The organism is Minwuia sp. (assembly GCF_048007105.1).
Classification (GTDB): Bacteria; Pseudomonadota; Alphaproteobacteria; order Minwuiales; family Minwuiaceae; genus Minwuia.
In genome coordinates this window covers 1,048,850-1,071,772 of record NZ_CP180352.1, presented here as the reverse complement: position 1 = coordinate 1,071,772, position 22,923 = coordinate 1,048,850, and the positions used below count along the sequence as shown (strand labels likewise).

Below are 22,923 nucleotides of genomic sequence, written 5' to 3'. Positions count from 1 at the left end.
TGGATCACAGGTGACAGGCCCGAAGCTTGCCCACCGGCCTATTGCATGGTGATGATGCCCGCCCCGATCAACGGCAGTCGCCCGGAAGGAGCATGGATGCGCATGGTTCTGTACACCCTCATCGCATTCGCTGCGGCGCTGGCGGCGCTTTTCCTTCTGGGACCACGGGAGCGGATCGACGCCACGATCCGTTTCGATCCGGCGACGCTGGGCGCCGACCCGGAGGCGGTACTGGCGCAGTCGGAAGCTCGCTTCTCCGACATCCGCGAGGGCCTGCAGAAGGAAATCGTCTGGCGCGATCCGGCGACGAAGCGGGTGACCGACTGGGCCGTCGTCTATGTGCATGGCTTCTCCGCTTCGAAGACGGAAATCCGGCCCCTGCCCGATCTCGTCGCCGAGGCGCTGGACGCCAACGTCTTCTATACCCGCCTGACCGGACATGGACGCACCGGCGAAGCCATGGCCGAAGCCGAAGCCGGCGACTGGCTGAACGACGCCGCCGAGGCCATCGAGGTCGGACGCCGGATCGGCCGGAAGGTGCTGGTCGTGGCGACCTCGACCGGAGCCACCGCCTCGGCCTTCTTCGCTCCCGATCCCGCGCTGTCGAAGGACATCGCCGGCTTCGTCTTCGTCTCGCCGAATTTCGGGGTGCAGGCGCCCGGCGCGGACTATCTGACATTGCCCTGGATGCGCCGGATCGTGCCGCTGATCTTCGGAAAGGAACGAGAGTTCACCAGTGGCGACGCTGCGCACAATCTCGCCTGGACGACCCGATATCCGGTCGTCGCCGTGCTGCCGATGATCGCGCTGGTGAAGCATGTCCGCGACCTCGACTTCACGAAGGCGCGTCAGCCCCTGCTCGTCCTGCACGCCCCCGACGACGAGGTGGTGAAGCCCGAGGCCACGCGGAAGATCCACGACCGCTGGGGCGGCCCGAAGCACTGGATCGACGTGGAAGGCACCGGCAACAGCCATCACGTCATCGCCGGCGAGATCATGGAACCGGAGCGGACCGGACCGCTCGCCGACGAGGTGATCGCCTGGGTGAGGGCGCTGCCGTGACCTCTGTGCGCCGGGCATCGCGCCGCGCTTGACCCGCCGGCCCGATTTGAGGCTAAAGAGAGCGCAATCAGGACAGTTCGTTGAGGGAGCGGCGCATGGCCGGCCATTCACAATTTAAGAACATCATGTACCGCAAGGGCGCGCAGGACGCGAAGCGCGCCAAGCTGTTCACCAAGCTTGCGCGGGAGATCACCGTCTCGGTGAAGGAGAGCGGCGAGGATCCGTCCGCCAATCCGCGCCTGCGCTCGGCCATTATCGCCGCGCGCAAGGAGAACATGCCGAACGACAATATCGACCGCGCCATCAAGCGGGCGACCGGCGACGGCGCGGCGGACCAGTTCGAGACCATCCGCTATGAGGGCTACGGCCCCGGCGGCGTCGCGCTGATCGTCGAGGCGCTGACAGACAACCGCAACCGGACGGCGTCGGAAGTCAGGTCCGCCTTCTCGAAGCATGGCGGCTCACTGGGCGAGACCAACTCGGTTTCCTTCATGTTCGATCATGTCGGCGTCATCGAATATCCGTCGGACGCCGCCAATGCGGAGGCCATGTTCGAGGCCGCGGTCGAAGCCGGCGCGGACGACGTGCAATCAACCGACAACGGCCATGAGGTGATCTGCGCCGTCGAGAGCTTCGCCGATGTCCGCGATGCCCTGGAGAGCGCCTTCGGCGAAGCGCGCGAGGCCGGCCTCGTCTGGCGTCCGCAGAACACCGTCGAGATCGACGAGGAGAAGGCCGGCACGCTACTGAAGCTGGTCGACACGCTGGACGACAGCGACGATGTCCAGAAGGTGCATTCCAACTTCGAGGTCTCCGACGAAGTCATGGCGAAGCTCGCGGGGTGACCCGCACCCGCCTGATCGGCCTCGACCCGGGCCTGCGCCATACCGGCTGGGGCATCGTCGACGCCGAGGGCAACCGCCTGATCTGGGTAGCCGACGGGTCGGTGGCCTCCGACCCGAAGGCCACGCTGGCCGAGCGGCTGGTGCAGCTGCATGACGGGCTGCAGCAGGTCATCGCCGAGTGGCGGCCCGACGTCGCCGCGGTCGAGGAGACCTTCGTCAACAAGAACCCGACTTCGACCCTGAAGCTGGGTCAGGCGCGCGGCGTGTCCCTGCTGGTCGCCTCGCTGAACGGCCTGCCGGTCACCGAATACGCGCCGAACGCGATCAAGAAGGCCGTGGTCGGCACCGGCCACGCACACAAGGATCAGATCGCCCTGATGGTGAAGACCCTGCTGCCCGGCGCGAAACAGTCCAACGAGCACGCCACCGACGCGCTCGCCGCCGCCATCTGCCACGCCCATCACGGGGTGCGCTGACCGGCCCTTTGCCTCAGCCGGCGTGGCGCTTCAGCAGCTGGCGCGCCAGCGACGACATGTGCACCTGATCGGGTCCGTCGCCCACGCGGATATAGCGCGCCCATGTCCAGGCCTTGGGCAGGAAGGTGTCCTCGGTGAAGCCCTTGGCGCCGTGAACCTGCATGGCCCGGTCGATCACCTCGGTCGCCATCTTCGGCACGACGATCTTCGCGGCGGCGATCAGGTCGCGGGCGGCCTTGCTGCCCTCCCGGTCCATCTTGTCGGCGGCCATCAGCGTCAGAAGCCGGGCCTGCTCGATATCGCAGAAGGACTTCGCGATGTCTTCGCGCAGCGATCCGTGCTCCGAGAGTTTCCGGCCGAAGGCGCTGCGGCTCTCGGCGCGCTGGCACATCAGCTCCAGGGCGCGCTGGGCCGAGCCGATGAAACGCATGCAGTGATGGATCCGCCCCGGCCCGAGACGACCCTGAGCGATCTCGAAGCCCCGGCCCTCGCCGAGCAGGATGCTGGAGGCCGGCACCCGCACATTCTCGAAGACGATCTCGGGATGGCCGCCCGGCGCGCCGGTGTAGCCGAAGGTGGTCGGGTTGCGCTCGAGGCGCAGGCCGGGCGCATCCTTCGGCACCAGGATCATCGACTGCTGGCGGTAGCGGTCGGGATCGTCCGGCGCCGTCTTGCCCATGACGATCACCAGCCGGCAGCGCTCGTTTGCGAAGCCTGAGGAGAACCACTTCCGGCCGTTGATCACATAGTCGTCGCCGTCGCGGGTGATGCGGCACTCGATGTTCGTCGCATCCGAGGAGGCCACCGCCGGTTCGGTCATGGAGAAGCAGGAGCGGATCTCGCCGGTGAGCAGCGGTTCCAGCCACCGCTTCTTCTGATCCTCGTCGGCGTAACGGGCCAGCGTTTCCATGTTGCCTGTGTCCGGGGCCGAGCAGTTGAAGACCTCGGAAGCCCATTCGACGCGGCCCATGATCTCGGCCAGCGGGGCGTATTCCAGATTGGTCAGGCCGGCGCCATAGCGCTCGTCGGGCATGAACAGGTTCCACAGCCCTGTCGCCTTCGCCTTCTCCTTCAACTCGTCGATCACCGGCGGCGTGGTCCAGCCCCCGGCCTCGGCGACGTGGCGGTCGTAGTCGTGCTCCAGCGGATAGACGTGCTCATCCATGAAGGCGACGACACGCGCCTGCAGGTCCTTCACCTTGTCGGACGTCTCGAAATTCATCGGCTCTTCCCTCCCCTGTCCGGCCGCTCAAGCGCAGAGGGCCGGACGACTTCCATCTTCAATTCCACGCTGCGCATCACCGCCGCCATCGCCTCGTCCCAGCGGTCGTCGAGATCGCCGGCGCGCAGCGCGCGGCAGAGCGCGTCGATCTCGCTCTCGCCGTCCGCGGCGTTCGTCAGACCGCGCAGCGTCTCGCGTTCAGAAGCATCGAAATCCGGACGGTCACGCAGTTCCCGCTCGACGATGCCGAGCAGATGGGTCGCGACGCGCAGATCGAAGCGGTGCGTCTCGTCGATCTTGCCGGCAAGACCTTCCAGATAGTCCCGGACGGTGCCGACAAGATCGTGGGCGGCGGGCTGATCCTGTTTCATCGCGGTCCCCTCCCGTTCAGCGCCTGCATCAGTTCGTGCTCGACCATGGCGACATTGCGCCCGCAGGCGGCCCAGACCATCGACCGCCGTCCCTCATGCACATGCCCGAAGCCCTGCATGACGTTCAGCACCGCCCAGCGGACCATGCCGAAGATCTCCCAGTAGCGGACTTCCTCGTCGTCCACCTTTCGGTCGCTCGCGGCCTCGTAGGCGGCGTAGAGATCGGCGCGCTCCCCGAAGCCGCCGACAGGCCGGTCCAGATTGCCGAAGCGCCAGGACGGGACGCAGAGCCAGCCGAGATCCTCCATCGGGCGGCCGTGATGGCTGCACTCCCAGTCGAGGATTGCGGCGACGCCGCTGTCGTTCACGATGAAATTGCCGTTCCGGAAATCGCCATGCAGCGACACCCGGTCGCCGCCCTCGGGACGGTTCAGTTCCAGCCAGCGCAGGCCGAGTTCGAGGGCCGGATGCGGTTCGCGGTAGAGGTCCAGCCGTTCTCGCTGAGCCGCCAGCGGATCGATCGTGTCGGCCACGTCTGCGAGGAAGTCCGTCGCCTCAAGACCGAAGTCGTGGATCGCGGCCAGCAGTTCGCCGCAGCGGGCCGCGAGGCCGGGCCGGATCGTGTCGAAACGCGGGTCGTTGTTGATCCGCCGCGGCAGGGTCTCCCCGTCGACGAAGCCCATGACGAAGCCCTGGCCGAGCCCGTCCGCCGGCTCCAGCTCGAAGACGGGTTCCGGCACAGGCAGATCGCGCGCATGCGCCACTTCCAGCAGACTGTATTGCTTGTGCGATGGCAGGAACGGGTTGCCGGTGCCCTCGTAGGTTTCCCGGCGCAACACCAGCCGCCGGGCCGCACCGCCGCCTTCGGCGACGTCGAAGATGGCCGTGTGGTTGATGCCGCCCATGCTGGGCTCGCCCACCGGCCGGACATCGGCGGTATCGCCGAACCGCCGCCGCACGGCGCGGGTCAGCTTCTCGACGAACGCCGGTTCGTCGAGCGCCTTCGATGCGGTCATGCGTCTCCCTCCCCGGATGCGCCGCCCCGGCGCTTTCTAGCACCCGGGCGCGGGCCGCGTCTTCCGGCAGTTCCGGCGGGCTGCCGGGCATCGATGACAAAGCTGTGGCCGGGTCTGCGGGCGCGCCCGGAATCTGCTAGAACGGAGCGATAACGAATTGGTCCGGACCCGCCCCCCATGATCGCCACGCTGAAAGGCATTCTCGACCGCGTTGCCGCGGATCACGCCGTCATCGATGTCGGTGGCGTCGGCTACCTCGTCTTCTGCTCGGGCCGCACGCTGTCGGCGCTGGGCCAACCCGGCGCAGAGGTCCGCGTCGAGGTCGAGACCCATGTCCGCGAGGATCACATTCACCTCTACGGTTTCGCCGATGCGGCCGAGAAGGAAAGCTTCGGCCTGCTGCAGTCGGTCCAGGGCGTTGGCGCCAAGGTGGCGCTGCAGATTCTTTCCGCATTCCCGGTGGACGAGCTGCGGCACGCCATCGCCTCGGGCGACGTCACCGCCGTCACCCGCGCGCCGGGCGTCGGCAAGAAGCTGGCCCAGCGCATTGTGACGGAACTCCGCGAGAAGGTTGGCGCCCTGCCCGATGCGCCCGGGCTTGCCGCGGCCGCGCGCCGGCGGCAAGGGGACCCGCGGCAGAGGCGCTGTCGGCGCTGACCAATCTCGGCTACCGCCGCGGGGAGGCCGAATCGGCGATCGCGCGGGCCGAGGCGGCGCTGGGCGATGACGTCACGGTCGAGAAGCTGATCACCGGCGGCCTGAAGGAGCTGGCGCGGTGAGCGAGGAGCGCATCGTCACCACCGAGCGCCGCGAGGAAGACGGCGGCGAGGCCAGCCTGCTGCCGCTGGAACTCACTGATTTCGTCGGTCAGGCCAAGGTGCGGGAGAATCTGCGCGTCTTCATCGACGCCGCCCGCAGCCGCGGCGAGGCGATGGACCACACGCTGTTCTTCGGCCCGCCAGGCCTGGGCAAGACCACGCTGGCGCAGATCGTGGCGCGGGAACTGGGCGTCGGCTTCCGCGCGACCTCGGGCCCGGTGATTGCGCGGGCCGGCGATCTGGCGGCGATCCTTACCAATCTGGAAGCCCGCGACGTCCTGTTCATCGACGAGATTCACCGCCTTAATCCTGCCGTAGAAGAAATCCTATATCCGGCCATGGAAGATTTTCAGCTGGATCTGGTGATCGGCGAAGGCCCGGCTGCGCGTTCCGTCAAGATCGACCTGCCGCCCTTCACGCTGGTGGCGGCGACCACGCGGTCGGGGCTGCTGACGACGCCGCTGCGGGACCGTTTCGGCATCCCCTGCCGGCTGGAATTCTACACCCCGGCGGAACTGGAGAGCATCGTCCGCCGCGGCGCGGGCGTGCTGGGGCTGAAGCTGACCGCCGACGGCGCCGCCGAGATCGCCCGCCGCTCCCGCGGGACGCCACGCGTCGCCGGCCGGCTGCTGCGCAGGGTCCGCGATTTCGCCGCCGTCGCCGGGACCGGCGAGGTCGATGCGGTGAAGGCCGACGCCGCCCTGCAGCGCCTGGAGGTGGACCAGAAAGGCCTGGACGCGATGGACCGGCGCTACATCCGCTGCCTCGCCGAGAGCTATGGCGGCGGCCCGGTCGGCGTCGACAATCTGGCCGCTGCGCTGTCCGAGCCGCGCGACGCAATCGAGGACATCATCGAGCCCTATCTGATCCAGAACGCGCTGATCGTCCGTACCCCAAGGGGCCGTATGCTGACGGCGGCAGCCTGGGACCATATCGGTCTGCCCGCGCCTAAGTCGGCCACGGCCCAGATGGACATGCTGGACCGCGACGATGGCTGAGCGGGGCGCGAGCGGCCGGATCGAGGGCGATGCGCATCTCTTCCCCGTGCGCGTCTACTGGGAGGACACCGACGCCGGCGGCATCGTCTACTATGCCAACTATCTGAAGTTCACCGAGCGAGCGCGGTCCGACCTGTTGCGCGGCCTGGGGGTCGATCAGCAGGCCATGCTGGGCGACGGCGAGGGCGCCATGTTCGCCGTGCGAGACGTGACGATCGAGTACCTGTCGCCAGCCCGCCTGGACGACGATCTGGTTGTCGCCACGCGGCTGGTCGCGCTAAAGGGCGCAACCATCACGCTGGACCAGGACGTGCTGCGCGGCGGCGAGGCGCTGGTCCGCTCGCGCGTGCGCGCGGCATTCATCGGCCTCGGGGGCAGACCGAGGCGCATTCCGACGGACATCCGCCAGGCCATGGAAGGGCTGGCGGCGAGGGGCGAGGAAGAAGAATCATGAATCAGGAAGTGATCGCGGAGCAGTTCGCCAACGCAGGCAGCATCGACCTGTCCATGTGGGGGCTGTTCCTGCGCGCCGACATCGTGGTGCAGATCGTCATGATCGCGCTGCTGTTCGCATCGATCTGGTGCTGGGCGATCATCTTCGAGAAATGGATCCGCTACCGCCGGGTCTCGCGTCAGGCCGACGAGTTCGAGCGGCAGTTCTGGTCGGGCGGCAATCTGGAAACCCTCTATGACGAGATCGGGGCCGACGCCAACCACCCGATGTCGGTGCTGTTCGCGGGCGCGATGCGGGAATGGCGCCGCACCGCCGAACGCGGACTGGCGCGGCGCAACAACCTGCGCGCCGGGCTGCAGGAGCGCATCAGCCAGGTCATGCGGATCACCATCGACCGGGAGGTCGACCGGCTGGAACGCTATCTGGGCGTGCTGGCGACCGTCGGTTCGACGGCGCCCTTCGTCGGTCTGTTCGGTACCGTCTGGGGAATCATGAACAGCTTCCAGTCCATTGCCGCGACCAACAACACCTCGCTGTCGGTCGTTGCGCCGGGCATCGCCGAGGCGCTGTTCGCCACCGCGCTGGGTCTGGTCGCGGCCATCCCGGCAACCGTCGCCTACAACAAGTTCGCCAACGACATCGCCCGCTACGCCACGCGGCTCGAAGGCTTCGCCGGCGAGTTCTCGGCGATCATGTCCCGCCAGCTCGACGAGGGGGATTCCGACTGATGGCCATCCAGGTTCACGGCGGCCGCTTCCGCCGCAAGCGCTTCAGCCCCATGTCGGAGATCAACGTGACGCCGTTCGTCGACGTCATGCTGGTGCTGCTGGTGGTGTTCATGATCGCCGCGCCGCTGCTGTCGGTGGGCGTGCCCGTCGAACTGCCGAAGGCCGTGGCGCCGACGCTGCAGGGGCTGGACGAGCCGCTGGCGGTGACCATCGACGACCAGGGCAGGATCTATGTGCAGGAAAAGGAGATCGACCTGGGTGAACTGGTGCCGACCCTGATCGCCATTACCGACGGCAATCAGGAGCGCCGCATCTTCGTGCGCGGCGACGCCTCCATCAATTACGGCCGCGTCATCGAGGCGATGGGCGCGATCAACGCTGCAGGCTTCACGCGCGTCGCCCTCGTCGCCCAGGCGCCCTCGCGCGTGGGGCAGTGATCCGGAGAGGCCCATGATCCGTGGCGGCGTCCTTTCCTTCGGCCTGCATGCGCTGGTCGCCGTCGCCATCCTGCTGGACGTCGCGTTCTTCGGCGCGCCGGAGCCGCTGGAAAGCGCCGCCATCATTCCGGTCGAGCTGACCACGATCGGTCCGGAGACCAACCAGGCCACCGCCGGCGAGAAGGATCCCGAAGTGCCGCCGCCAGAGCAGGCTACCGCCCCTGAGGAGCCGTCGCCGCCCCCGCCGGTCGAATCCGCGCCGCCGCCCGAAGCGCCGCCCGCGCCCCTGCCGGACACCAACACGCTGGTGCAGGCCCCGCCCGAGCCGACTCCTGCGCCGGCGCCCGAACCCGAGCCGGCAGAGGCCGCACCGCCGCCGCCCGCACCCCGGCCTGTCGAGGAACGGACGGCCGAGAGCCGCCTGCCAGCGCGCGAAAAGGTGGCGGAGGCGCCGGAGAAGCTGGCCGCGCTGGAACCCCTTCCGGAACCCGAGCCGAAGCCGGAACCGGAACCCGAGAAGGCGCCCGAACCCGAGCCGGAGACCAAACCCGAACCGGAGCCCGAGGTGGCGAAGCAGCCAGAGCCGGAACCCGCACCGGAGCCGAAGCCCGAACAGCAGGTCGCCAAGGCGCCGCCGCCGAAGCCCAAACCGCCGGAGAAGAAGAAGGAATCGCTGGATCTCGACCGGTTGTCGGCCAAGCTGGACAAGCTGGCCGAGAACAAGGAACCGCGCCCGCGCGATACCGACCGGCGCCAGCTTGCCGACATCCGCGTCGGCGAGGGCGGCGTGTCACAAAATCGGCTCAATCAGAAGCTATCGGTCACCGAAGTCGATCTTCTCCGCCGTCGGCTGAGCAAGAACTGGAGCCCCAATCACGGCGCGCCGGGCGTCGAACGCATGCAGGTGATCATCCGCATCTTTCTCAATCCCGACGGGACGCTGACGGGGCGGCCCCAGGTCATCGACGGCTTCGACGCCGGTCAGTCGGCGGAGATGTTCAACGCCTTCTCCGAAAGCGCCATCCGGGCGGTACAGAAATCGGAGCCGTTTCCGCTGCCGCCGGAGAAGTATCAGGACTGGCGGGAGATCGAGATCAACTTCAACCTCAGGGAAATGCAAGGCTAATGAGTTATCTGTCGAAGACCTGCCGGGCCGCGGCCCTGACCGCCCTGGCATTCGCGGGCCTGAGCATGGCCGCCGCGCCCTCGCAGGCGCAGCTGCAGATCGACGTCAACAGCGCCAATGTCGAGCCGCTGCCCGTCGCCGTGACCGACATTCACGGCGAGACCCCCACCACGCAGGATCTGGGGCGCGAGATCGCCTCCGTGATCCGCGGCAACCTCACCCGTTCGGGCCTGTTCCGCGTGGTCGATCCCAAGGCCCATCTGCAGGATCCCGGCGACATCCAGGTGCGCCCGAACTTCGCCGACTGGCGGGTGATCCAGGCGCAGGCGCTGGTGGCGGGCAACGTCGCCATCGTCTCCGATGGACGGCTGCGGACCGAGTTCCGGCTCTGGGACGTGTTCGGCGGCCAGCTGCTGACGGGTCTGGTCTATTTCACCACGCCGGAGAACGCGCGCCGGATCGGCCACATCATCTCCGACGCGATCTACAAGCGGCTCACCGGCGAGGACGGCTATTTCGACACCCGCATCGTCTACGTCGCCGAGTCCGGTCCGCCGGACCGCCGGGTGAAACGGCTGGCGATCATGGATCAGGATTCGGCGAATCACCGCTACCTCACCGACGGGCAGAACCTGGTGCTGACGCCCCGCTTCTCGCCGACGCAGCAGGTCGTCACCTACATGTCCTACTTCCAGAACCAGCCGCGGGTGTATCTCTACAACATCGACACCGGCCAGCAGGAGATCCTGGGCGAGTTTCCGGGCATGACCTACGCGCCGCGTTTCTCGCCGGACGGCGAAAGCGTCGCCTTCTCCATGTCGCGGGACGGCAATTCGGACATCTTCGTGATGGACCTTCGCACCCGCATCACCCGCCGGCTGACGCAGAATCTGGCGATCGACACCTCGCCCAGCCTGTCGCCCGACGGGCAGCGCGTGACCTTCAACTCCGACCGTTCCGGCACGCAGCAACTCTACACCATGAACATCGACGGGACCGACGTGCAGCGCATCACCTTCGGCGAGGGCCGCTACGCGACGCCGGTGTGGTCGCCACGCGGCGACCTGATCGCCTTCACGCGCTTCCACCGGGGCCGCTTCTTCATCGGCGTCATCCGCCCCGACGGCACCGGCGAGCGGCTGCTGACCGAAAGCTATCTGGACGAGGGCCCGACCTGGTCGCCCAACGGGCGCGTGATCATGTTCTTCCGACAGGTCCCGGGCAGCAATGACGGGCGCGGCGGCAGCGTGAAGCTCTGGTCGGTGGACCTGACGGGCCAGAATCTCCGCCGGGTGAACACGCCGCTGGACGGATCCGATCCGGCCTGGTCGCCGCTGTCGCATCATTCGGAGTAGGGACATCCGGCGTTCGAGAGCACCAATTGTTGCGCCGGAGCCTCGAAATCAGCCATCTGGACACAGACTTGTCACAATTTGCCGTGCGTTCGCCCCACTCCGCCGTTTTGCTTTGCACAACGGAATGCTAAACACCGGCTCGGTAGAGGCTGCGCAGTTTCGAGGGAGTTCAGGCGCAGAGGACGTCGGGGCGCCGCGGCGCCCCATCAACAAGAGGGAGCGAAAGCTATCATGCGTCATGGATTTCTGATCAAGGCCGGTGCCGTACTCGTAACGGCGTTTCTGTTGGCTGCCTGTGGCGAGGACGAGCCCGTCACCAACACGTCCAACGCCGGCAACAGTCAGGCCACCACGCCGGCGCCGCAGCAGCCGGTGAACACGCAGCCCAGCGGGCCAGCTCCCGGCACCCAGGAGCACTTCGTGCTGAATGTCGGCGACCGCGTGTTCTTCGCCACCGACCGCCACGATCTTGACGGCGACGCCCGCAACACCCTGCGGCGTCAGGCGGCCTACATGGCCGAGAACCCGGCCATCTCGGTCGTGATCGAGGGCCATGCCGACGAGCGCGGCACCCGCGAGTACAACCTCGGCCTCGGCGACCGCCGCGCGAATGCCGCACGCGACTATCTGGTCAGCCTGGGCGTGCAGCCGAACCGCGTCACCACCATCTCCTATGGCAAGGAGCGCCCGGTGGCGCTCGGCCACAACGAGGCGGCCTGGTCCCAGAACCGCCGGTCGGTGACGATCATCGGCAACTGACGCCAGGTCTCCGGACGAACCGACGGCCGCCCGTCGATCCGGTTCGGCAACGGGCCGGGCCGGCGGGCGGTTCCGTCTGGTGACCCCCAAGACAGGAGCGTGACATGATGAGGTTTCTGGCAGTTCCGGCCCTGGTCTGCGCCGTGATGGCCGCAGACCCGCACCCCGCAGCGGCCCAGGACCTTGCGCCGCTGCAGGACCGGGTGGACCGGCTGGAGCGGAGCATCAACGATCTGAAGCAGTTCGTGCATCGCGGCAAGCCTCTGCCGGCCGGGACCGAACCGTCGGGCGCAGCCCTGGACTCAGGGTCCGAGGGCGGCAGCATCACCCGCAAGATCGACGCGCTGGAAGCCGAAGTCCGCGACCTCACCAACCGGCTTGAGGAAATCAACTTCACCGTGCGGCGGCTGGACGACCGGCTGACCCGGCTGGTGGAGGATGTCGATTTCCGGCTGACCGCGATCGAGCGGAACATGTCGGCCGGCGGCGCACCTGCCGGCGGATCGGACACCGGCACCGCGCCCGGCTCTTCCTCGTCGGCGGCCGCATCCGGCCCGCGCAGCCTGGGCACGGTCAGCCAGGGCGCCGTCGACAATGTCCCCGCCAATGGCGGCGATACGGACGCCCCGCGCACCGCAGCCGTCCGCACACCCGCCGAAGCGCCGGCCTCGGCGCTGGAAGGCGCGGCAGAAGACCGCTACGCCGCCGCCTTCGGTCTGCTGCAGTCGAAGCGGTTCGGCGAGGCCGAAGACGCGTTCCGGCGCTTCGTCGGCGATCATCCCGAGCATGAGCTGGCCGGCAACGCCCAGTACTGGCTCGGCGAGACCTATTACGTGCAGGGCGACTACGAGCGCGCCGCCGGCGCCTTTCTGGACGGCTACAAGAAGTACCGCTCCAGCTCCAAGGCCGCCGACAACCTGCTGAAGCTCGGCATCACGCTGTCGCTGCTGAACCAGAAGGCCGACGCCTGCGCGGTCTTTGCGGAGCTGGGCGACCGGTTCCCGAATGCGCCGGGCAACATCACCCGCCGCGCCAAGCGGGAGCGCAAGAACGCTGGCTGCTGACGGCGCGCCGGACGACGCCATCGGCCGGGCGCTCGCCCGGTTCGAAGGCGAGGCGCCCCTGCTTGCCGTCGCCCTGTCCGGGGGACCGGACAGCACTGCCCTTCTGCATCTCGCCATTGGCTGGACCGAGCGTCATGCCGGATCGGTCGCCGCGCTGACGGTCGATCACGGCCTGCGGCCCGAATCCGGCGACGAGGCCCGGCTGGTCGCGGACCGCGCCGCGGCTGCAGGCGCGATCTCCCACATCCTTCGCTGGACCGGCCCGAAGCCGGACAGCGGCATTCAGGACGCCGCGCGGAACGCCCGCTACGCCCTGATGCTGGACTGGTGCCGCGAGCACGGCGCCGCGGCCCTGCTGGTCGGCCATCACCGGGACGACCAGGCCGCGACCGTGCTGATGCGGCTGCAGCGCGGCAGCGGACCCGACGGTCTGGCGGCAATGCGGCCGGCGACCGAGCGGGACGGTGTGCTGCTGCTGCGCCCGCTGCTGGAAACCGGCAAGACAACGCTGCTGGACTGGCTCGCCGCGCAAGGCCACCCCTTCGTGGAAGATCCGAGCAACCGGCTGGACCGCTTCGAGCGGAACCGGCTCGACCGCCTGCTGGCAGCCGAGGATCCCGATGGCGGCCTTGCCGGGCGGCTGGGCCGCGCCGCCGGCCGGCAGGCCCGCGCCGTCGAGGCGCTGGAACGCTGGACCGCCGACGCCGAAGCGGCGCTCTCGCGCGGCGGAGGCAATGAATGCACGGCGCTGGATCTGGAGGGCTGGCTCGCCCTGCCGGACGAGATTCGTCTCAGGTTGCTGGGGCGCGCCGTCGCCCGCGCAAGCGGCCGCGAGCCCGGCCTCGGCGCTCTGGAAACCGCACTGGAACAGCTCGCGTCGCAGGCGCGGACCAACCTTGCGGGCGCCCTGATCGAGCGGTCAGGCGGGCTGTTGCACATCCGTCCCGAACCGCCGCGCCGCCATTCGTGAGGCCCGGCGGCTGATATCCGTCCTTGCATGCGCTTGTTGGAAAGGTTTTAAACATTATCTGACAGTCTGTTGACGGAATGGCGGCAGATGCCGCCCGCGTGTCCGGCTTCAGAGACATCAACGGGACTCCTTCGCATGGCGCCATTCGGCAGAAACCTCGCACTCTGGATCATCATCGCGCTGCTCGCGCTGGCGCTGTTCAATCTGTTCCAGAGTCCCTCGAACAACCGCGCCGGGGAGCAGCTCAGCTATTCCCAGTTCATGTCGCGGGTCGAACAGGGGCAGGTGCGCGACGTCACCATCGAAGGCAACGACATCACCGGGCATCTGACCGGCGGCGGCCAGTTCCGCACCTATGCGCCATCCGATCCGACGCTGATCGACACGTTGCGGGCCCGTGGCGTCGATATCGACGCCCGTCCGAAGGAAGAGGGTTCGACCCTGTTCACGATCTTCGTCAGCTGGTTCCCGATGCTGCTGCTGATCGCGATCTGGATCTTCTTCATGCGCCAGATGCAGGGTGGCGGCGGCAAGGCCATGGGCTTCGGCAAGTCCAAGGCGCGGCTGATGACCGAACGCACCGGCCGCGTCACCTTCGAGGACGTCGCCGGCGTCGACGAGGCCAAGGAGGAACTCGAGGAGATCGTCGAGTTCCTGAAGGACCCGCAGAAGTTCCAGCGACTGGGCGGCCGCATCCCGAAGGGCTGCCTGCTGGTCGGCCCGCCCGGTACCGGCAAGACCCTGATCGCGCGCGCGGTCGCGGGTGAGGCCAATGTGCCCTTCTTCACCATTTCCGGCTCGGACTTCGTCGAGATGTTCGTCGGCGTGGGCGCGTCGCGCGTCCGCGACATGTTCGAACAGGGCAAGAAGAACGCGCCCTGCATCATCTTCATCGACGAGATCGACGCCGTCGGCCGCCATCGTGGCGCCGGCCTGGGCGGCGGCAATGACGAGCGCGAGCAGACCCTGAACCAGCTGCTGGTGGAGATGGACGGCTTCGAGGCGAACGAGGGCGTGATCCTGATCGCCGCCACCAACCGCCCCGACGTGCTCGACCCGGCGCTGCTGCGTCCCGGCCGCTTCGACCGTCAGGTTGTCGTCCCGCTGCCCGACATCCTGGGCCGCGAGAAGATCCTGAAGGTGCACATGCGGAAGGTGCCCCTGGCGCCGAACGTCGATGCCCGCATCATCGCCCGCGGTACGCCCGGCTTCTCCGGCGCGGACCTGCAGAATCTGGTCAACGAGGCCGCACTGATGGCCGCGCGCAAGAACAAGCGCCTGGTGACCATGACCGAGTTCGAGGAAGCCAAGGACAAGGTCATGATGGGCGCCGAGCGGCGCTCCATGGTGATGGACGAGGAGGAGAAGAAGCTGACCGCCTTCCACGAGGCCGGTCACGCCATCGTCGGCATCTTCATGCCCGGCTCCGATCCGATCCACAAGGCGACCATCATCCCGCGCGGCCGTGCGCTGGGCATGGTCATGCGCCTGCCGGAGAAGGACCAGCTGTCCATGCGCTACGACCAGCTGATCGCCCACCTGGCGGTGGCGATGGGCGGCCGCGTTGCGGAAGAACTGATCTTCGGCAAGGACAAGATCACCACCGGCGCCGCCAGCGACATTCAGCAGGCCACCGGCCTGGCGCGGCGGATGATCACCGAGTGGGGCTATTCCGACAAGCTGGGCCAGGTCCGCTATTCGGCCAATGAGGAAGAGGTCTTCCTGGGCCATTCGGTGACCCAGCAGAAGAACATCTCCGAGCACACCTCCGAGCAGATCGACGCCGAGATCCGCCGCCTGATCGACGAGGCCCTTGAGACCGCGCGCCGGATCCTGGAAGAGAACAAGGAGCTGTTCAACCGCGTGGCCAATGCGCTGCTGGAGTACGAGACCCTGTCGGGCGACGACATCCAGGCCCTGAAGCGCGGCGAGAACATCCAGCGCAAGGACGACAGCGGCGACAAGCCGAAGAAGTCCGGCCCGTCCTCGGCGGTCCCGGAGACCGACGGCCACGCCGACGACAAGAACAAGGGCGACGACACCGGCGGCATGGAGCCGGAGCCCCAGCCGGGCAGCTAGGACGCGGACTCATAAGCGCGCAGCCATATTCGGGTTGAAGCGATGAGGACGGCTGCGAGGTAGTTTCGGGCGGATTTCTCGTAGCGTGTTGCGATCTTCCGGAAGTGTTTGAGTTTGTTGAAGAAGCGCTCGACGACATTGCGTCGGCGGTAGAGCGCCGGATCGACGCTGCGCTGGACCTTGCGGTCGCGCTGGGTGGGAATGTGGCCGCGACCGCCCTGCGCCGCGATCAGGTCCAGCACGGCCCGGGCGTCATAGCCCCGGTCGGCCACCACGTCGCCCGTCGCCGGATGGGCGGCAAGGAGTTCCGCAACAGCCGCCTTGTCGGAGGCCTGGCCCGGGCTGAGCACCAGCGCGACCGGCAGGCCGCGCTCGTCGACCATGGCGTTGATCTTGGTGCTCAGTCCTCCACGAGAACGGCCAATGGCGTGATCCGCGCCCCCTTTTTGCCGGAGGCGGCGTGCTGGTGGGCGCGGATGATGGAGCTGTCGATGAACTGCATCGAATCCGGCGATTTCCTGGCCAGCGCTTCGAAGACCCGCACCCAGACGCCCGCCTTCGCCCAGCGGTTGAAGCGGTTGTAGACCGTGGTGTGCGGGCCATAGCGCTCCGGCAGGTCGCGCCAGGGCGAGCCGGTGCGCAGCACCCAGAAAATGCCGTTGAGAACCCTGCGGTCATCCACCCGGGGAACGCCCCGCGGCTTGTTCGGGAGCAGCGGCTCGATCAGCTCCCATTCGAAATCGGTCAGATCAAAGCGCGCCATTCCGGACCTCCTGCGATTCACCCACCAGAGTGAATCACCCAAAGAACCGAAACAGAATCCCCTTTATGGGTTCAGAACCTAGATCCTGATCATTCGCGCAACGCGGCAGGGCCCGCCTCCGACTGTCATCCCCGCCTCGTGCGGGGGTCCGGAGCGGCTTCGCCGCAAGTCGAATGACTGACCGGATGCCCGCATGAAGCGGGCATGACACGGATGTAATGCAAAGACACAATCCGGCCCTGGACAGAGGTCGTCACTTGACGACGGTTGGCAGCCAGAGGTCCCCGGATCACGTCCGGGAGCAGCAAGGGTCTTGAGATCAGACCGCCTGACGCGCCCGCTTCACCAGCCGGACGAGTTCCACCCGCGCCTGCTCGGCGGTGGCCACCTGCTTGTCGAAGGCGATGCGGCAGCGGTCGCCGGGGCGCGCCAGATCGGCGCCTTCCGGGTCGACGCCGGTCAGCCGCCAGCCGACGCCGGGCCGGCCGCAGAGCACATTGGCGTAGAGACCGACGGCGTCCGAGTGATCCTCGTTCATGTGGCCAACGACATCCGCCTCGGCTTCGGCCAGCTCCGCCGCGCCCGAGATGTCTGTCAGCAGGTCCGCCTTCTCCACCCAGTTGATCTTGCCGAAGCCGGCGACGATATGCGCCCGCTCCGGCTCGACCCTGTAGACCGCGAAGTCGCCGAAGGCGGCATACATCGCTGCCGACGGATGACGCGCAATGAACCGGGCCCTGGCATGGGCGTCGTCGGTCTTCGCAGCCCGGCCCATGACTGTCACCCTCGATCCGGTCAGCCTCTCCCGGTACTCCGTGGTGCCGTCAAACATCAGCGAGACCCGTTCGTCGCGCAGGATGTTCTGCGTGTGCTCGGCCAGGGTCGAGATCAGCAGGATCGGCCGCGCGGCGTGATCGGCGGCCACCAGCACCAGCGAGCCGTAGGGCCAGCCGTCGCCGCCATGGCCGGTCGACAGCGTCGCCGCGGGTTCGGCGCGCATCAGCCGGCGCGCCTCGGTTGCTGCGTTGTAGCTCATGGCGCCGATTATTTGGCGATCAGGGCCCAGTAGTCGAGGTCGAGCACCACACCGCGGGCGTATTTTCCGTCGTCGCCCATGTAGGGGAATTCGGCGGCGTTGCCGTTCTTGCAGGCCACCGTCCGGATGCGCAGCGCCCCCAGCGGCCCGTCGAGATCGGCGGTCTCCAGGATTTCCGACCAGGCATAGACCGTATCGCCCGCGAAGCAGGGCGCGGTGTGGCCGCCGGCATTGATCGCGGCGATCCACATCGCCGGCGCGAGGCCGTTGTAGCTCAGGCCGCGGGCGAGGCTGATGATGTGGCCGCCATAGACCAGCCGCCGCCCGAACCGGCCTTCGCCTTCGGTGTGCTGGTTGAAGTGCACCTTCGCCGTGTTCTGGTAGAGGCGCGTGGCCATCATGTGCTCCGCCTCCTCGATGGTGACGCCGTCCACATGATCGATCTTCTCGCCCACCTTGTAGTCGCCGAAGCGATGCGGCTGGCCGATCACGCGCGGGTCGTAGTCGGCGAGATCGACGCCCGGCGCGGCCAGCGTCGCCGGGTCCACGCGGTCCGGCAGGTCGGGCACGACCGGTTCCGGCGCCGGGGCGCTCTCGTCGCGCTTCCGGATCATCACCCAGCGGCAATAGTCGAGAACGATCCTGCCCTCCTGATTGCGGCCGACCGAGTTGACGTAGACCGTGCCGGTCTTGCCGTTGGAGTTCTCCTTCAGCCCGATCACGGTCGAGGTCGCCGACAGCGTATCACCGGGATAGACCGGCAGCAGGAAGCGGCCCTGTGCATAGCCCAGATTGGCGACGGCGTTCAGCGAGACGTCCGGCACTGTCTTGCCGAAGACGATGTGGAAGACCAACCAGTCGTCGATCGGCGCGCCCGGATAACCGATGTCCTGGGCCGCGCGGTCGGCGCTCTGCAGCGCGAACCGGCCGCCGTAGAGCGCGGTGTAGAGCGCGGTCTCGCCCTCGGTGACGGTGCGCGGGGTGGCGTGCACCAGCTCCTGCCCGATCTCGAAATCCTCGAAGAAATTGCCCGGATTGGTCTTGCCCGACATGCTTCAGCGCGCCCCGTCTGATGGAATGGAAGATGGGGCGGGTCTATCACGTGATCGGTGGTCACGGAACGGGTAAGGCGACGCAGTTCAAGCGGGCGGGCCGCCGAAGCGGTCAGTCAGCGGCCTTGCACAGCAACCGCGCCAGCTCCGGCACATAGCCGCCGGTGTGGCCTTCGCCGCCTTCGGCGATGGCGGCGGCGACGCCCTGGGCGACGTTGCAGGATGCGCCCGCGGCGTCGGCCATTTCGATGTAGTAGCCGATATCCTTGCCGGCATTGCCGATGGAGAAGGGCACGTTGGAGGCGTCGCCGGTGGTGATGAAGGGCGTCAGCCGGTCCAGCGCGATCCCGGCACCGCCGCCATTCGCCAGCACGGCGACGAAGGTTTCCGCGTCGACCCCGGCGTCTGCGGCGTGGGCCGCGGCCTCGGCGATCAGCGTCATGGTGCCGACCGAGACGAAGTTGTGCAGCAGCTTCATCCGATGGCCCGCGCCCACCGGGCCGACATGATCGACCCGCTCGGTGAAGGCCGCCAGCACGGACATGACGGCGTCGAGGTCCGCCGCTTCGCCCCCGGCCAGCAGGTTCAGCGTGCCTTCATGCGCCTGTTTCGCCAGCCGGGTCATGGGCGCGTCGACGAACCGCCCGCCGGCTTCTTCAACCAACGCCGCCATGCGCCCGGTGGACTCCGGCAGCGCGGTGGAGCAGTCGACCACGAAGGTGCCGTGCTTGAGACCGGCGATCACGCCGTCATCGCCCGTCAGCACCGCCTCGACCTGGGGCGAGCCGGTCACGCAGAGAATGACCACGTCGCTGGCCGCGGCAACCGCCGCGGGCGTGGCCACGGGCGTCGCACCGAGTTCCAGGATCTCATCCACGGGCTGGTTGCCGGCATGCTCCATGAAGGTGAGCGCGAAGCCGCCCCGCCGCATCACGTTTCGCGCGATGCCGTGCCCCATCAGTCCGACGCCGATCAGTCCCACATCCATGCTTGCCTCCCCAGCCCTGTTTCCGGGGAGGATAGGCCGGACCGAGGCCCGCGTCAGGTCCTGAAGCGGCCGTTACGGATTGTCAGGGGTAGCGCTTGCTCGCCGTCGCCGTGCCCAGCGTGTCGCTGAAGAAGCCGTCGCCGTCCTTCGCCCGGGCTTCCCATTCATAGGTATGGGATCCGTTCGGCGGGCACGGGCTCTGATAGGTGAAGGCGCCGGGTGCGATGGAAGACTGCCCCGTATATTCGACGGTGCCGCCGCCATGGTCGTATTGCGGGACATCGAGGTCGGTCAGCGTGAACCTGATGAACTTCGTGCCTTGGGGAACGTTCTGCAGCGTGAAGGTCGGGTTCGGCACCGTGTTCGGCGAGCCGGTCGTGCAGCGCGGGATGTTGCCCCAGTCGAAGGCGAAGGCGAAATCGTCGGCCGCCGCCGTCCGGGCCATGCCGAGGACACACAGCGCGACGGTCAATCCGATGAGGTTCGGGCGCATGGCAACTCCAGTCGTTCATGTCGGACAGGTGCGGGCCGGAACTGCCGCCACCGGAACTATGCGGCCACCTCGATGCCGGACACAACCCGGAAGTGCGGACAATGCCGGAATTGCACTCCGGCGAAAGCGGGCGGGCTCCGCCATCGAAACGCCGGGCTGTTCGTGTCATCATCGGCAGTCTGCGACACGCTGCACCGGGGGCGAACCGATGAGCCGACAATTGCCTGAATCTGCGCCGCAAAGGGGATTCCGGCTGTTTGCGGCCCGCCTGACGCGCCTCGCCCTGCTGCTCTCGGTCCTCGCCGCGCCCGTTCCGTCAGCGGCGCAGGGCGTCGACCTGTTCGAGCTTCTGGAAGGCCGTTGGGACCTGCCGGAGGTCTATGACATGAAGGGGGACGACTGCGTCCGCGACGCCAACGGCCACTGCGCGACAGTGCGGAAACAGGACTGGTGCCAGCCCTCGTCGAACTTCGTCACCATATCCTTTTCCGAGAACCGTTCGGAGGCGGTGTTCGACTGGAACCGGCCGCTGAAATCCGCGATCGGAAAGACGGTGGAACAGTCGCGCTACATCGTCCTCAGCCGCGAGCCACAGGTGCTGACCATGCTTCTCGAGGGCGAAACCCGCAAGACCGCCGAGGGCGAGGCCGTCCTCTGGCAGCTCCGCGTCCTGGACGCCGGCACCTTCTGCTGGCGGCGGACCGACTGGAAGCCCGGCGCCTGCACGGTCGTCAGGACCCGCTGCCCGTAGGGTCAGCTGTCGCCTACTCCGATCACCATTTCCGCCAGATAGCCGCCATCCGCTTCGCTCAGCGCGGCCAGAGCGGCGTCGCCGGCCCGCTGCGCAATCCGATCGTTGGCGTTGGTGGCCCGGCGGGTCGCCTCGCGCATGTAGGCCGGCGCCGACCCGTAGATCCGGTCGGACACGGCATCGGGCAGGAAGATCTGTCCGGTGAGCGTGCTGCGGCTGTCGGGAAAGGCCTTGAAGTGGATGTGCGGCGTCCGGCCCAGATACCAGCCCGGATAGACAGTCGTGAACTCGACGATCCCCGCGCTGTCCGCAAACAGGGTGCCGCGCAGGAAGGTCTCGTCCTTCATGCCGTCCCGGCCGGTCTCGCGCATACCGAATGCCGAATAGACACCACCGGCATCGCAGTGCCAGACATCGACGCGGGCATCCGGCAGCGGACGGCAGGCGGCGTCGACCACTTGCAGCCGGAGCCGCAGCGGCACGCCGGCCCGGTCTTCCCGGATGTCCTGCCGGACCAGGTCCTCATCCAGATAGAACGGTCCCGCCGTGGTTTCCGGCGTCAGGGTGCAGACCCCGTTGCCGATCAACGCGACCGACACGTCCTTGGCCCGGAGCGACCGCGGCAACAGCGTGGCGCCGATCGTTGCAATGGCGGCGGCCAGCGCCTGGCGCCGGGTCGCTCGTCCGGTCATCTCGGCCTCCTGCGTCAGCCCGACTCGGTGTCGTCCCGTTTGTCCACCACCTCCAGCGGTGTGCGAAACAGGACCTCGCGGTGCGGGAAGGGGATCTTGATGCCCGCTTCCTTGAACGCATCCCAGAGCGCCAGCAGCACCTTCCCGCGCACGTTCACAACGCCGTCCGCCGGGTCGAGGATCCAGAAGCGCAGCACGAAATCCAGCGAACTGTCGCCCATCTCGTAGAAGTGACAGACCGGCGCCGGCTGTTCGAGCACCCGTTCCACGCCGGCGGCGGCCTTCGCCGCGACCTCGCGCACCTGATGCGGATCGCTGTCATAGGCGACGCCAAACTTCACCTCCAGGCGCACGCGGGTGTGGGAGTAGGACCAGTTGATGACCTTGCTGGTGATCAGGTCCTCGTTGGGGATCAGATGCTCGCGCCCGTCGCGGGTGATGACCGAGACGTGCCGCGCGTTCAGCTTGTTGATCCAGCCATAGGTCTGGTCGAGCGTGATCACGTCGCCCGGCTTGATCGACTTGTCCATCAGCAGGATGAAGCCGCTGACCAGATTGGAGATCACCTTCTGCAGGCCGAAACCGAGGCCGAGCCCCACCGCGCCGCCGAACACCGCCAGCGCCGTCAGGTCGATACCGGTCAGGTCCAGCGCGACGACGAAGGCGATCACCAGCGCGCCGACGCGGAACAGCTTCGACAGCAGCACCCGGGTGGCCGGCTGCAGATCCGTCGAGGCGTCCAGCCGGGTCTCGACCAGGCGGCTGGCCCCGACGGCGAACCAGACCAGCAGCACGATCAGCCCGACCGCGTTGAACACGGCCAGCGCGGTGACCCTTGTGTCGCCGATATTGATCGAGATGCCGTCCAGCGCCTCGATGGTGGCCGGAAGCACGCCCAGGATGTTGAGCGCGGCGATGGTCCAGATCACCAGCGCCGCCGTCCGCGCCATCGCGCGGTTGCGCATGATCTTGGTCAGGATGGAAATCACCACCCAGGCCGTCACCAGATTGGCGACGATGCGGATCAGCCGCACATGATCGGCCGGCTGGCTGTCGGCCAGCACCAGCACCGCCACCCACAGCAACAGCATCAGGGTGAGCGACCGGCGGCGGTGATACAGCATGGTGAGGAAGCGGTGCAGCAGCTGCCGCCCCGACAGGCCGGCGACCGCGCGCTCCAGCAGCGGTCCGGACCGGAGGTGGATGACATGCGACAGCGCCACCAGCGCGATCAGGATCGCGATCTGGATCAGGTTCCAGGCGGTGACGATCTCTTCCAGCCAGAAGTGCGAATCCGTGACCAGCGGCAGGTAGCGGTCGATCAGCGCGTTCAGCTGGCGGAAAAGCGGAAGGTCTTCCATGGTCTAC

The 22,923-nt window shown here is 67.7% G+C and carries 24 protein-coding genes and 1 pseudogene; 15 read left to right on the top strand and 10 right to left on the bottom strand.

The window, feature by feature from the left end:
• The first annotated feature begins 96 nt into the window (after positions 1-96).
• From ACMVY4_RS05040 to ruvC, 3 genes are all read left to right on the top strand, one after another.
• A complete protein-coding gene (locus ACMVY4_RS05040) occupies positions 97-1,062 on the top strand; it encodes an alpha/beta hydrolase (RefSeq protein ID WP_416899093.1) in 966 nt (321 codons plus the stop codon).
• A 95-nt stretch (positions 1,063-1,157) separates the two neighbouring features.
• Positions 1,158-1,907, top strand: coding sequence for a YebC/PmpR family DNA-binding transcriptional regulator (locus ACMVY4_RS05035; RefSeq protein WP_416899092.1), 750 nt, complete (start codon positions 1,158-1,160; stop codon positions 1,905-1,907).
• Positions 1,904-2,383, top strand: a complete 480-nt coding sequence (ruvC, locus tag ACMVY4_RS05030) for a crossover junction endodeoxyribonuclease RuvC (protein ID WP_416899091.1) — start codon at positions 1,904-1,906, stop codon at positions 2,381-2,383. Before ACMVY4_RS05035 ends, ruvC begins: the two co-directional genes overlap by 4 nt.
• 13 nt (positions 2,384-2,396) lie before the next feature.
• Here the strand turns inward: ruvC and ACMVY4_RS05025 are convergent, their stop codons facing one another.
• The 3 genes from ACMVY4_RS05025 to ACMVY4_RS05015 are packed head-to-tail and all read right to left on the bottom strand — an operon-like array spanning position 2,397 to position 4,992.
• Positions 2,397-3,605, bottom strand: a complete 1,209-nt coding sequence (locus tag ACMVY4_RS05025; protein ID WP_416899090.1) for an acyl-CoA dehydrogenase family protein — start codon at positions 3,603-3,605, stop codon at positions 2,397-2,399.
• Positions 3,602-3,976: a DUF6285 domain-containing protein gene (locus tag ACMVY4_RS05020; RefSeq protein ID WP_416899089.1), complete on the bottom strand. Its 375-nt coding sequence runs from the start codon at positions 3,974-3,976 to the stop codon at positions 3,602-3,604. The genes ACMVY4_RS05025 and ACMVY4_RS05020 overlap by 4 nt, the downstream gene beginning before the upstream one ends.
• On the bottom strand, positions 3,973-4,992 hold the full coding sequence (locus ACMVY4_RS05015; RefSeq protein WP_416899088.1) for a phosphotransferase family protein: 1,020 nt from the start codon (positions 4,990-4,992) through the stop codon (positions 3,973-3,975). Before ACMVY4_RS05015 ends, ACMVY4_RS05020 begins: the two co-directional genes overlap by 4 nt.
• A 177-nt stretch (positions 4,993-5,169) precedes the next feature.
• Here ACMVY4_RS05015 and ruvA point away from each other — a divergent pair.
• From ruvA to ftsH, 11 genes and pseudogenes are all read left to right on the top strand, one after another.
• Positions 5,170-5,771: pseudogene (gene ruvA, locus ACMVY4_RS05010) on the top strand (Holliday junction branch migration protein RuvA).
• Positions 5,768-6,808 carry a Holliday junction branch migration DNA helicase RuvB gene (ruvB, locus tag ACMVY4_RS05005; RefSeq protein WP_416899087.1) on the top strand — a complete coding sequence of 347 codons (1,041 nt, stop codon included), beginning with the start codon at positions 5,768-5,770 and terminating at the stop codon, positions 6,806-6,808. The pseudogene ruvA and the gene ruvB overlap by 4 nt, the downstream one beginning before the upstream one ends.
• Positions 6,801-7,262, top strand: coding sequence for a tol-pal system-associated acyl-CoA thioesterase (ybgC, locus tag ACMVY4_RS05000; protein WP_416899086.1), 462 nt, complete (start codon positions 6,801-6,803; stop codon positions 7,260-7,262). The genes ruvB and ybgC overlap by 8 nt, the downstream gene beginning before the upstream one ends.
• Positions 7,259-7,990 carry a protein TolQ gene (gene tolQ, locus ACMVY4_RS04995; protein WP_416899085.1) on the top strand — a complete coding sequence of 244 codons (732 nt, stop codon included), beginning with the start codon at positions 7,259-7,261 and terminating at the stop codon, positions 7,988-7,990. The genes ybgC and tolQ overlap by 4 nt, the downstream gene beginning before the upstream one ends.
• Positions 7,990-8,427, top strand: a complete 438-nt coding sequence (locus ACMVY4_RS04990; protein ID WP_416899084.1) for a biopolymer transporter ExbD — start codon at positions 7,990-7,992, stop codon at positions 8,425-8,427. Before tolQ ends, ACMVY4_RS04990 begins: the two co-directional genes overlap by 1 nt.
• Positions 8,428-8,440: 13 nt before the next feature.
• The gene (locus ACMVY4_RS04985; protein WP_416899083.1) at positions 8,441-9,553 is read left to right on the top strand and encodes a TonB C-terminal domain-containing protein; all 1,113 of its coding nucleotides are present in this window, start codon (positions 8,441-8,443) and stop codon (positions 9,551-9,553) included.
• Entirely contained in the window at positions 9,553-10,908 is a 1,356-nt protein-coding gene (gene tolB, locus ACMVY4_RS04980; RefSeq protein ID WP_416899082.1) for a Tol-Pal system beta propeller repeat protein TolB, read from the top strand. Before ACMVY4_RS04985 ends, tolB begins: the two co-directional genes overlap by 1 nt.
• A 231-nt stretch (positions 10,909-11,139) precedes the next feature.
• Positions 11,140-11,667 carry a peptidoglycan-associated lipoprotein Pal gene (gene pal, locus ACMVY4_RS04975; protein WP_416899081.1) on the top strand — a complete coding sequence of 176 codons (528 nt, stop codon included), beginning with the start codon at positions 11,140-11,142 and terminating at the stop codon, positions 11,665-11,667.
• A 104-nt stretch (positions 11,668-11,771) separates the two neighbouring features.
• Positions 11,772-12,731 (top strand): tol-pal system protein YbgF, encoded by a 960-nt coding sequence (ybgF, locus tag ACMVY4_RS04970; RefSeq protein ID WP_416899080.1) that lies wholly within the window; start codon positions 11,772-11,774, stop codon positions 12,729-12,731.
• Positions 12,673-13,701, top strand: coding sequence for a tRNA lysidine(34) synthetase TilS (tilS, locus tag ACMVY4_RS04965; protein ID WP_416899079.1), 1,029 nt, complete (start codon positions 12,673-12,675; stop codon positions 13,699-13,701). Before ybgF ends, tilS begins: the two co-directional genes overlap by 59 nt.
• Positions 13,702-13,836: 135 nt before the next feature.
• Complete coding sequence (gene ftsH, locus ACMVY4_RS04960; RefSeq protein WP_416899078.1) at positions 13,837-15,780, top strand: ATP-dependent zinc metalloprotease FtsH; 1,944 nt, start codon at positions 13,837-13,839, stop codon at positions 15,778-15,780.
• Here the strand turns inward: ftsH and ACMVY4_RS04955 are convergent.
• The 5 genes from ACMVY4_RS04955 to ACMVY4_RS04935 all read right to left on the bottom strand — a co-directional run bounded on the left by ACMVY4_RS04955 (position 15,777) and on the right by ACMVY4_RS04935 (position 20,112).
• Positions 15,777-16,543 (bottom strand): IS5 family transposase gene (locus ACMVY4_RS04955; protein WP_416898553.1). Its coding sequence is split into 2 segments (ribosomal slippage): positions 15,777-16,219 and positions 16,219-16,543, totalling 768 coding nucleotides; the frame shifts between segments, so codons are not numbered across the junction. The two genes, ftsH and ACMVY4_RS04955, sit on opposite strands and share 4 nt — an antisense overlap.
• Before the next feature lie 319 nt (positions 16,544-16,862).
• Positions 16,863-17,579, bottom strand: coding sequence for a HugZ family protein (locus ACMVY4_RS04950; RefSeq protein ID WP_416899077.1), 717 nt, complete (start codon positions 17,577-17,579; stop codon positions 16,863-16,865).
• Between the two features lie 8 nt (positions 17,580-17,587).
• Positions 17,588-18,631 (bottom strand): MaoC family dehydratase, encoded by a 1,044-nt coding sequence (locus tag ACMVY4_RS04945; RefSeq protein ID WP_416899076.1) that lies wholly within the window; start codon positions 18,629-18,631, stop codon positions 17,588-17,590.
• Positions 18,632-18,743: 112 nt separating this feature from the next.
• Positions 18,744-19,619 carry an NAD(P)-dependent oxidoreductase gene (locus ACMVY4_RS04940; protein WP_416899075.1) on the bottom strand — a complete coding sequence of 292 codons (876 nt, stop codon included), beginning with the start codon at positions 19,617-19,619 and terminating at the stop codon, positions 18,744-18,746.
• Positions 19,620-19,701: 82 nt separating this feature from the next.
• Entirely contained in the window at positions 19,702-20,112 is a 411-nt protein-coding gene (locus ACMVY4_RS04935; protein WP_416899074.1) for a phospholipid-binding protein, read from the bottom strand.
• Between the two features lie 220 nt (positions 20,113-20,332).
• On the opposite strand from ACMVY4_RS04935, the gene ACMVY4_RS04930 reads away from it, so the two are divergent.
• Entirely contained in the window at positions 20,333-20,863 is a 531-nt protein-coding gene (locus tag ACMVY4_RS04930; RefSeq protein ID WP_416899073.1) for a hypothetical protein, read from the top strand.
• 2 nt (positions 20,864-20,865) lie between these two features.
• On the opposite strand, the gene ACMVY4_RS04925 is transcribed toward ACMVY4_RS04930, so the two are convergent.
• Both ACMVY4_RS04925 and ACMVY4_RS04920 read right to left on the bottom strand, forming a co-directional pair.
• Positions 20,866-21,555: an intradiol ring-cleavage dioxygenase gene (locus ACMVY4_RS04925; protein ID WP_416899072.1), complete on the bottom strand. Its 690-nt coding sequence runs from the start codon at positions 21,553-21,555 to the stop codon at positions 20,866-20,868.
• Between the two features lie 14 nt (positions 21,556-21,569).
• Positions 21,570-22,916, bottom strand: a complete 1,347-nt coding sequence (locus ACMVY4_RS04920; RefSeq protein WP_416899071.1) for a mechanosensitive ion channel family protein — start codon at positions 22,914-22,916, stop codon at positions 21,570-21,572.
• Positions 22,917-22,923: the final 7 nt, after the last annotated feature.

Excerpts from the sequence above, each read along its gene's own strand:
- ACMVY4_RS05040 (WP_416899093.1), top strand. The coding sequence starts at position 97 with ATGCGCATGGTTCTGTACACCCTCATCGCATTCGCTGCGGCGCTGGCG.
- ACMVY4_RS05035 (WP_416899092.1), top strand. The coding sequence starts at position 1,158 with ATGGCCGGCCATTCACAATTTAAGAACATCATGTACCGCAAGGGCGCG.
- ACMVY4_RS05025 (WP_416899090.1), bottom strand. The coding sequence starts at position 3,605 with ATGAATTTCGAGACGTCCGACAAGGTGAAGGACCTGCAGGCGCGTGTC.
- ACMVY4_RS05020 (WP_416899089.1), bottom strand. The coding sequence starts at position 3,976 with ATGAAACAGGATCAGCCCGCCGCCCACGATCTTGTCGGCACCGTCCGG.
- ACMVY4_RS05015 (WP_416899088.1), bottom strand. The coding sequence starts at position 4,992 with ATGACCGCATCGAAGGCGCTCGACGAACCGGCGTTCGTCGAGAAGCTG.
- ybgC (WP_416899086.1), top strand. The coding sequence starts at position 6,801 with ATGGCTGAGCGGGGCGCGAGCGGCCGGATCGAGGGCGATGCGCATCTC.
- tolQ (WP_416899085.1), top strand. The coding sequence starts at position 7,259 with ATGAATCAGGAAGTGATCGCGGAGCAGTTCGCCAACGCAGGCAGCATC.
- ACMVY4_RS04990 (WP_416899084.1), top strand. The coding sequence starts at position 7,990 with ATGGCCATCCAGGTTCACGGCGGCCGCTTCCGCCGCAAGCGCTTCAGC.
- ACMVY4_RS04985 (WP_416899083.1), top strand. The coding sequence starts at position 8,441 with ATGATCCGTGGCGGCGTCCTTTCCTTCGGCCTGCATGCGCTGGTCGCC.
- tolB (WP_416899082.1), top strand. The coding sequence starts at position 9,553 with ATGAGTTATCTGTCGAAGACCTGCCGGGCCGCGGCCCTGACCGCCCTG.
- pal (WP_416899081.1), top strand. The coding sequence starts at position 11,140 with ATGCGTCATGGATTTCTGATCAAGGCCGGTGCCGTACTCGTAACGGCG.
- ybgF (WP_416899080.1), top strand. The coding sequence starts at position 11,772 with ATGATGAGGTTTCTGGCAGTTCCGGCCCTGGTCTGCGCCGTGATGGCC.
- tilS (WP_416899079.1), top strand. The coding sequence starts at position 12,673 with ATGCGCCGGGCAACATCACCCGCCGCGCCAAGCGGGAGCGCAAGAACG.
- ftsH (WP_416899078.1), top strand. The coding sequence starts at position 13,837 with ATGGCGCCATTCGGCAGAAACCTCGCACTCTGGATCATCATCGCGCTG.
- ACMVY4_RS04950 (WP_416899077.1), bottom strand. The coding sequence starts at position 17,579 with ATGAGCTACAACGCAGCAACCGAGGCGCGCCGGCTGATGCGCGCCGAA.
- ACMVY4_RS04945 (WP_416899076.1), bottom strand. The coding sequence starts at position 18,631 with ATGTCGGGCAAGACCAATCCGGGCAATTTCTTCGAGGATTTCGAGATC.
- ACMVY4_RS04940 (WP_416899075.1), bottom strand. The coding sequence starts at position 19,619 with ATGGATGTGGGACTGATCGGCGTCGGACTGATGGGGCACGGCATCGCG.
- ACMVY4_RS04935 (WP_416899074.1), bottom strand. The coding sequence starts at position 20,112 with ATGCGCCCGAACCTCATCGGATTGACCGTCGCGCTGTGTGTCCTCGGC.
- ACMVY4_RS04925 (WP_416899072.1), bottom strand. The coding sequence starts at position 21,555 with ATGACCGGACGAGCGACCCGGCGCCAGGCGCTGGCCGCCGCCATTGCA.
- ACMVY4_RS04920 (WP_416899071.1), bottom strand. The coding sequence starts at position 22,916 with ATGGAAGACCTTCCGCTTTTCCGCCAGCTGAACGCGCTGATCGACCGC.